An 8,034-nucleotide genomic window follows, 5' to 3' on the forward strand; every position below is an offset into this window, starting at 1 on the left:
CTAAAAGTTCACGTTGGCTTTAATAATTCGTCAGGTTCAGAGAACAGAGAGTCTCTGCAGCCGCGCGTCGTTCTGGGGTAAGTCAGAGCGATGCGCCTTGCTGTTGCTGGCTATTATTCACCAACATTGCTTGATAGGGATAATCGTTCGTTGCTATGCTATCTATCGCCATGAACTATCGTGGCGCAGGAGGATAGAGAATGAATATTCGAGATCTTGAATACCTGGTGGCGCTGGCCGAGCACCGCCATTTTCGTCGGGCAGCGGATGCCTGTCACGTTAGCCAGCCGACCCTGAGCGGCCAGATTCGCAAGCTGGAAGATGAACTGGGCGTTATGCTGCTGGAGCGTACCAGCCGTAAAGTGCTGTTCACCCAGGCGGGGTTGCTGCTGGTGGATCAGGCGCGGACGGTGCTGCGTGAAGTCAAAGTACTGAAAGAGATGGCAAGCCAGCAGGGCGAAGCCATGTCCGGCCCGCTGCATATTGGCCTGATCCCAACCGTGGGGCCTTACCTGCTGCCGCAAATTATTCCTATGCTGCATCAGACTTTCCCTAAGCTGGAAATGTATCTGCATGAAGCCCAGACCCATCAGCTGCTGGCGCAGCTCGACAGCGGCAAGCTGGACTGTGCCATTCTGGCGCTGGTAAAAGAGAGCGAAGCGTTTATCGAGGTGCCGCTGTTTGATGAGCCGATGGTGCTGGCGGTTTATCAGGATCACCCGTGGGCGAACCGTGACCGCGTGCCGATGTCCGATCTGGCCGGTGAAAAGCTGCTGATGCTGGAAGACGGGCACTGCCTGCGCGATCAGGCTATGGGCTTTTGCTTTGAAGCGGGTGCGGATGAAGATACCCATTTCCGGGCAACAAGCTTAGAGACGCTGCGTAACATGGTGGCTGCAGGAAGTGGCATCACGCTTTTGCCAGCCCTCGCTGTGCCGCATGAACGCCAGCGAGACGGCGTAGTTTATCTGCCGTGTTATAAACCAGAACCGCGTCGTACCGTCGGCCTGGTTTATCGCCCGGGATCACCGCTGCGCAGCCGCTATGAGCAGCTGGCAGAGGCCATCCGCACGCAGATGGATGGCCATTTCGACTCAGCGCTAAAACAGGCGATTTAAGCCGTTAAGCGCCGCTACCCGATAGGCTTCCGCCATTGTTGGGTAGTTAAAGGTGGTGTTAACGAAGTACTCAATGGTGTTACCGCCACCTTTCTGTTCCATAATCGCCTGGCCGATGTGAATGATTTCGGCCGCGCGCTCGCCAAAGCAGTGGATCCCCAGAATTTCTTTCGTCTCACGGTGGAACAGAATTTTCAGCGTCCCAACGTTCATACCCACGATTTGCGCCCGCGCGAGATGTTTAAACTGCGCCCGGCCCACTTCGTAAGGTACTTTCATCGAGGTTAGCTGTTGTTCCGTTTTGCCCACGGAGCTGATTTCTGGAATGGTGTAGATGCCGGTCGGAATGTCTTCGATCAGATGCCCCGTGGCTTCCCCTTTCACCAGCGCCTGAGCGGCGATACGGCCTTGATCGTAGGCTGCTGAAGCCAGGCTTGGATAACCGATCACGTCACCCACCGCGTAAATATGCGGCAGCGCGGTCTGGTACATGCTGTTGACCTTGATGAGTCCACGGCTGTCGGCTTCGAGCCCGATATTTTCCAGCGCCAGTGAATCCGTATTCCCGGTACGTCCGTTGGCGTAAAGCAGGCAATCCGCCTTCACTTTTTTGCCGGACTTCAGAGAGACAATCACGCCGTCGTCCACGCCTTCAATCTTCTCAAACTCTTCGTTGTGGCGAATTACCACGCCGCTGTTCCAGAAGTGATAGGAAAGTGAATCCGACATTTCCTGATCGAGGAAAGCCAGCAGGCGATCGCGAGTGTTGATCAGATCAACTTTGACGTTCATCCCGCGGAAGATCGATGCGTACTCACAGCCGATCACCCCGGCACCATAGATGATCACGTGGCGCGGTTCGTGATGCAGGCTGAGAATTGAGTCGCTGTCGTAGATACGTGGGTGGGTAAAATCAACTTCTGGCGGGCGGTAAGGGCGAGAACCGCAGGCAATGACAAACTTCTCGGCGGTGTAGGTTTCGACCGACCCATCGTGGCACAGAAGCTCGACAGTGTGCTCATCCACAAAGTGCGCATCGCCCTGCAGCATCTCGCAGCGGTTACGCTCGTAAAAGCCCTGGCGCATGCGGGTTTGCTGGTTAATCACGCTGTCGGCGTGGTTCAGGATGTCGGCAAAAGAGGAGCGGAGAAGGTGAGTGTGGTCGCTGTATAGCGGGTTTTGATTGAATTCAATAATGCGGCTGACGGCGTGGCGGAGGGCTTTCGAAGGGATGGTGCCCCAATGGGTGCAACCGCCGCCGACATTGTGGTAGCGCTCAATCACCGCTACCCTGGCTCCTTGTTTCACCAGCCCCATGGCGGCACCTTCGCCTCCGGGACCGGAACCAATCACTATTGCGTCATAATCGTAGGTTTGTGGCATGGTAAGGCTTACCTGTTTTTATACATAAAGGCAACACGATGGTAACATCAACCAGGAATTTCCCCAATTCTCGTTGTGCTTTTTCCCGCCTGGGCAGGTCAATGTTCCGTAAACAATCATTCACAATACACTATAAAAGCGGTAGCTTGATTCTCTGATATAGTTCCAGCTCTGTTTGAAGGATTCAGGCAATATGATGGGTGTAAGAGCGCAACAAAAAGAGAGAACCAGGCGTTCTTTAGTCGAGGCAGCATTTAGCCAGCTAAGCGCCGAAAGAAGCTTTGCCAGCCTGAGCCTGCGTGAAGTTGCCCGCGAAGCCGGTATTGCGCCAACGTCATTTTATCGCCATTTCCGCGATGTTGATGAACTCGGTCTTACAATGGTAGACGAAAGTGGCCTGATGCTGCGGCAGTTAATGCGGCAGGCGCGGCAGCGCATCGCCAAAGGCGGCAGCGTGATCCGTACCTCAGTGTCAACGTTCATGGAGTTTATCGGCAATAACCCTAACGCTTTCCGCCTGTTGTTGCGTGAACGTTCAGGCACGTCTGCGGCGTTTCGTGCCGCGGTTGCCCGTGAAATTCAGCACTTCATTGCGGAACTTGCCGACTATTTAGAACTCGAAAATCGCATGCCTCGCAGCTTCACCGAAGCGCAGGCGGAAGCGATGGTCACGATTGTTTTTAGTGCAGGTGCCGAAGCGCTGGACGTTGATATTGAACAGCGTCGCCAGCTCGAAGAGCGACTGGTGTTGCAGCTACGCATGATCTCGAAAGGGGCTTACTACTGGTATCGCCGGGAACAAGAAAAAATGGCACTGGCTCATTTATCCGAAGAGTGAAGGAACGAGCAATGAAACAGTTACAAGATAGAGGTACGCTGGCGCTGGCGTTAATCGCTGGTCTGTCGATTAACGGATCTTTTGCTGCGCTGTTCAGCTCGGTTGTTCCGTTCTCGATATTTCCTATTATTGCTCTGGTGCTGGCGGTTTGTTGCCTGCATCAGCGCTATCAGAACCGTACGATGCCGGTTGGGTTACCGAGCCTTGCTGCAGCCTGTTTTGTGTTAGGTGTGTTGCTTTATAGTTCAGTGGTTCGCGTTGAATACCCGGCGATTGGCTCTAACTTTATCCCTTCGATTCTGTCGGTGGTTGTGCTGTTCTGGATTTTGTTTAAAGTTCGCTCCCGCAAATCAGAAGCGGCTGAGTAAGCCCGATAAATAGCAAAAAGGACGCCGAGGCGTCCTTTTTCTATTTGCGCGTGAGCAGTACGCCGCATTCCATGTGATGCGTGTACGGGAACTGGTCAAACAGCGCCAGACGGGTAATGCTGTGAGTCTGGGATAATGTTTCCAGGTTCTCGCACAGCGTCTGTGGATTGCAGGAGATATAAAGGATGTGCGGGTAGGCCTGAACCATTTTTACCGTGTCAGCATCCAGGCCGCTGCGAGGCGGATCGACAAAAATGGTTTCACACTGATAGCTTTTGAGATCGATTCCCTGCAGGCGGTTAAACTCCCTTACGCCGTTCATCGCCTGGGTAAACTCTTCCGCCGCCATGCGGATAATCTGCACGTTATCAATATTGTTGGCTGCGATGTTGTACTGCGCTGCAGCCACGGACGGTTTAGCGATTTCGGTCGCCAGCACACGGTCGAAGTTGCGGGCCAGAGCCAGCGAGAAGTTGCCGTTCCCGCAGTAGAGCTCCAGCAGGTCGCCGCTTGAATTTTCTGTCGCGCTCAGCGCCCATTCCAGCATCTGAATGTTCATGGCCGCGTTTGGCTGAGTGAAGCTGTTCTCAACCTGGCGGTAAATCATCTCTTTTCCGGCAACCGGCAGGCGTTCGTCGATAAAATCCTGGTCCAGCTCAATCTTGGTTTTTGTTGCACGGCCAATCAAATGCACGTTAAAGCCGCGGGCGCGCAGGCTGTCGCGCAGCGCCTCGGCATGCTGCTGCCATTCATCATCCAGCTTGCGGTGGTAGAGCAAAGACACCACGGCCTGATTGCTCAGGGTAGTCAGGTAGTCAATCTGGAACAGCTTGTGGCGCAGGGCTGGAATATCGCGGACGCCATCCAGCATAGCTGGCATCAGGGCGTTAATCAGCTCGCTGGCCGCCGGGAAGCTGTTGACCCGGATACGGCTTTTAGTCTGCTGATCGAACATGATGTGATACAGGTCATCACCTTCATGCCAGATGCGGAACTCAGCTCGCATGCGGTAGTGACTTACCGGTGAGCGGAATACCTCCGGGGCCGGTGCGGCAAAAGGCGCCATCATGCCTTCGAGGCGAGTGACTTTTTCCGCCAGTTGCGCGTCGTACTGATCTGTCGGGAGGTGTTCAGGGGTCATGGCTAGCCATCCAGTCGGTCAATGAATACAAACTACGCGGCGATTGTAGGGATTCGACCCGGGATGTCCAGCCCGATCGCTTTAAGAAGTTCGGCCGGAAGTCTGGACATCCGTATAAGCCTAACGGTAGCATGGCTTTTCCGGCCTCCTGAGAGTTAAAAGGGAACCCAGTGTGATTCTGGGGCTGACGCGCAGCGGTAAGGAACGGCAAGATGAACGCACTCAGCAGACACTGCTTTCTTATATAAGCGGGAAGTCCTCATCTTAATTAAGCCCCCAAGCCCGAAGACCTGCCGGAACGACGTCGCAAGTGATATGGCTATCGCGTGCTATTTGCCATGTCTGCGGCATCCTGGTCGAAAGCGGGTGCTTATATAAATGATGATAAAGAAGGTTTCGCTGTTGACGGCTCTGTCCGCAACGGCTTTTTCAGTTTGGGCGCAGGACAGCAACACTGACAATACCCTGGTAGTGACTGCGAATCGTTTTCAGCAGCCGGTGAATAGCGTTCTGGCGCCGACTTCGGTGGTCACGCGTGAAGATATCGATCGCTGGCAGTCAAAATCTCTGACTGACGTGATGCGCCGCCTGCCGGGGGTAGATATTGCGCAAAATGGTGGCCTTGGTCAGCTCTCCTCAGTGTTTATTCGCGGGACTAATTCCAGCCATGTGCTGGTGCTGATTGACGGCATCCGCCTTAATCAGGCCGGCGTGACCGGCTCTTCCGACCTCAGCCAGATTCCAGTCTCTCTTGTTCAGCGCGTAGAGTACATCCGTGGGCCTCGTTCAGCTGTCTATGGCTCTGATGCTATCGGCGGTGTCATCAACATTATCACCACCCGAGATAAAGACGGCACAACGCTGACGGCGGGAGTGGGCTCAAACGGCTACCAGAACTATGACGCCAGCACGCAGCAAAAGCTGGGGGATAGCACTCGCGTGACTCTGGCTGGCAACTATGAGTACACCAAAGGTTTTGACGTTGTGGCTGAGGGTAATACCGGCGGCCTGCGTCAGCCCGATCGCGACGGCTTTATGAGTAAATCTCTTTACGGAGCACTTGAGCACAGCTTTTCTGAGCAATGGAGCGGCTTTGTGCGTGGCTACGGCTACGATAACCGTACGGCCTATGACGGCCTTTATAGCAGCTTTACGCCAAACCAACTGGTGGACACCCGTCAGCTCTACAGTCAGACATGGGACGCGGGACTGCGCTTTAATAACGATATCTTCCACTCACAGCTGATTTCCAGCTACGGCCACAGCAAAGATTACAATTTCGATCCACGCCTCGGGCGCTACGACTCAAGCGCTACCCTGGATGAAATTAAGCAGTACAACCTGCAGTGGACTAACTCTGTTGATCTCGGTGCAGGAAATGTTGGGGCGGGCGTTGACTGGCAGAAGCAAAGCACTGAACCGGGTACTAACTATGTAACTGACGGCTACGACCAGCGTAATACCGGCGTCTATCTGACAGCGCTGCAAAAGCTGGGTGATTTCACCTTTGAAGGCGCCGCGCGTAACGATAACAACTCAGAGTTCGGTAATCACGGCACCTGGCAGAGTAGTGCGGCATGGGAATTTGTTGAGGGGTATCGCTTTATTGCCTCCTACGGTACGGCGTTTAAGGCGCCAAACCAGGGGCAGCTGTTTGGCTTCTACGGGAACAGAGATCTGAATCCAGAAGAAAGCCGTCAGTGGGAAGGCGCATTTGAAGGGTTAACTTCCGGTGTGAACTGGCGCGTTTCGGGTTACCGCAACCTTGTTGATAACCTGATCGACTTCAACAGCGGGACGAACAGCTATTACAACGTAGGCAAGGCCAATATCAAAGGCATTGAAGGGACGGCTTCCTTTGATACCGGGCCAGTACAGCACAGCGTTAGCTATGACTATGTTGACGCTCGCAATGGCCTGACCGATGCACCGCTGGCGCGTCGCGCTAAGCAACAGGTGAAGTACCAGCTTGACTGGGCGCTCTACGATCTGGACTGGAGCGTAACTTATCATTACCTGGGCTCACGCTACGACACCGATTTCAATACCTATCAAACCGTGAAAATGGGCGGTGTCAGCCTGTGGGATGTTGCCTTGTCGTATCCAGTCACGTCACAGCTGACCGTTCGTGGTAGAATAGCTAACCTGTTCGATAAAGATTACGAGACGGTTTATGGCTACCATACTGCAGGACGGGAATACTACTTGTCTGGCAGCTACACCTTCTGATGCACATCCCACCGTGCTGGTTTTTGACTCCGGCGTTGGTGGGCTGTCCGTCTACAATGAGATTCGGCAGCTTCTGCCGGATCTTCATTACATCTACGCCTTCGATAACGTGGCGTTTCCATACGGCGAAAAGAGCGAAGAGTTTATCGTCGACCGGGTGGTCTCAATAGTGACTGCTGTCCAGCAGCATTATCCTTTAGCCCTCGCTGTTATTGCCTGTAATACCGCAAGCACTGTTTCCCTCCCTGCTTTACGCGAAAAGTTCGACTTCCCTGTTGTTGGCGTTGTGCCTGCGATTAAACCGGCTGCGCGTTTGACGACAAATGGGGTTGTGGGTCTGTTGGCAACACGCGGCACGGTCAAGCGTCCTTATACCCACGAGCTTATCTCCCGATTTGCTACCGAATGCAAAATTGAGATGCTGGGGTCTGCCGAACTGGTGGAGCTGGCGGAGGCGAAGCTTCATGGTGAGCCTGTACCGCTGGACGAGCTGCGTAAAATCCTGCGGCCGTGGTTACGGATGTCGGAGCCGCCGGATACTGTTGTATTAGGCTGCACGCATTTCCCTTTATTACAGGAAGAACTGTTGGAAGTGTTACCTGAGGGGACGAGGCTGATCGATTCCGGTGCCGCGATTGCAAGGCGTACCGTTTGGTTACTGGAACATGAAGCGCCTGAAGCGGCGTCTGCAGATCCGAATATTGCCTATTGTATGGCATTCACGCCTGAAACTGCGCAATTAATGCCCGTTTTACAACGTTACGGCTTTGAAAGGCTCGAAAAACTGGCACTTTAGTGCCGTTTTGAGTAAAAAAACGACGCTTGAAAGTTTTTTTCAAATTAGGGGTTGTCAGGCTCTGAGAACTCCCTATAATGCGCCTCCACTGACACGGCGAAGCGGCTTCGAAAGCGGCTTCACAACCCGGTAGTCAGTCAGACGAAAGCAAAAATAAACGC

The 8,034-nt window shown here is 53.8% G+C and carries 7 protein-coding genes and 1 riboswitch; of the genes, 5 read left to right on the forward strand and 2 right to left on the reverse strand.

The features are described 5' to 3' along the window. Positions 1–200: 200 nt before the first annotated feature. Positions 201–1,118 (forward strand): DNA-binding transcriptional regulator OxyR, encoded by a 918-nt coding sequence (gene oxyR, locus WFK85_RS19750; protein WP_008457571.1) that lies wholly within the window; start codon positions 201–203, stop codon positions 1,116–1,118. On the opposite strand, the gene sthA is transcribed toward oxyR, so the two are convergent. Beyond that, positions 1,101–2,501, reverse strand: coding sequence for a Si-specific NAD(P)(+) transhydrogenase (gene sthA / locus WFK85_RS19755; RefSeq protein WP_008457573.1), 1,401 nt, complete (start codon positions 2,499–2,501; stop codon positions 1,101–1,103). The two genes, oxyR and sthA, sit on opposite strands and share 18 nt — an antisense overlap. Positions 2,502–2,697: 196 nt before the next feature. On the opposite strand from sthA, the gene fabR reads away from it, so the two are divergent. Both fabR and WFK85_RS19765 read left to right on the forward strand, forming a co-directional pair. Next, the gene (gene fabR, locus WFK85_RS19760; RefSeq protein ID WP_039289193.1) at positions 2,698–3,339 is read left to right on the forward strand and encodes an HTH-type transcriptional repressor FabR; all 642 of its coding nucleotides are present in this window, start codon (positions 2,698–2,700) and stop codon (positions 3,337–3,339) included. 11 nt (positions 3,340–3,350) lie between these two features. Beyond that, positions 3,351–3,707 carry a YijD family membrane protein gene (locus WFK85_RS19765; protein WP_008457577.1) on the forward strand — a complete coding sequence of 119 codons (357 nt, stop codon included), beginning with the start codon at positions 3,351–3,353 and terminating at the stop codon, positions 3,705–3,707. A gap of 40 nt (positions 3,708–3,747) precedes the next feature. Here WFK85_RS19765 and trmA read toward each other — a convergent pair whose 3' ends face one another. Further along, positions 3,748–4,848, reverse strand: coding sequence for a tRNA (uridine(54)-C5)-methyltransferase TrmA (gene trmA / locus WFK85_RS19770; RefSeq protein WP_008457579.1), 1,101 nt, complete (start codon positions 4,846–4,848; stop codon positions 3,748–3,750). A gap of 124 nt (positions 4,849–4,972) precedes the next feature. Next, a riboswitch (cobalamin riboswitch) is annotated at positions 4,973–5,160 on the forward strand. A 69-nt stretch (positions 5,161–5,229) separates the two neighbouring features. Here trmA and btuB point away from each other — a divergent pair. Further along, the gene (btuB, locus tag WFK85_RS19775; protein WP_166995830.1) at positions 5,230–7,077 is read left to right on the forward strand and encodes a TonB-dependent vitamin B12 receptor BtuB; all 1,848 of its coding nucleotides are present in this window, start codon (positions 5,230–5,232) and stop codon (positions 7,075–7,077) included. Beyond that, entirely contained in the window at positions 7,022–7,873 is an 852-nt protein-coding gene (murI, locus tag WFK85_RS19780; protein WP_166879262.1) for a glutamate racemase, read from the forward strand. The genes btuB and murI overlap by 56 nt, the downstream gene beginning before the upstream one ends. The last annotated feature ends 161 nt before the right edge of the window (positions 7,874–8,034 follow it).

Source organism: Cedecea sp. VD22 (assembly GCF_037150195.1).
Classification (GTDB): Bacteria; Pseudomonadota; Gammaproteobacteria; order Enterobacterales; family Enterobacteriaceae; genus Cedecea.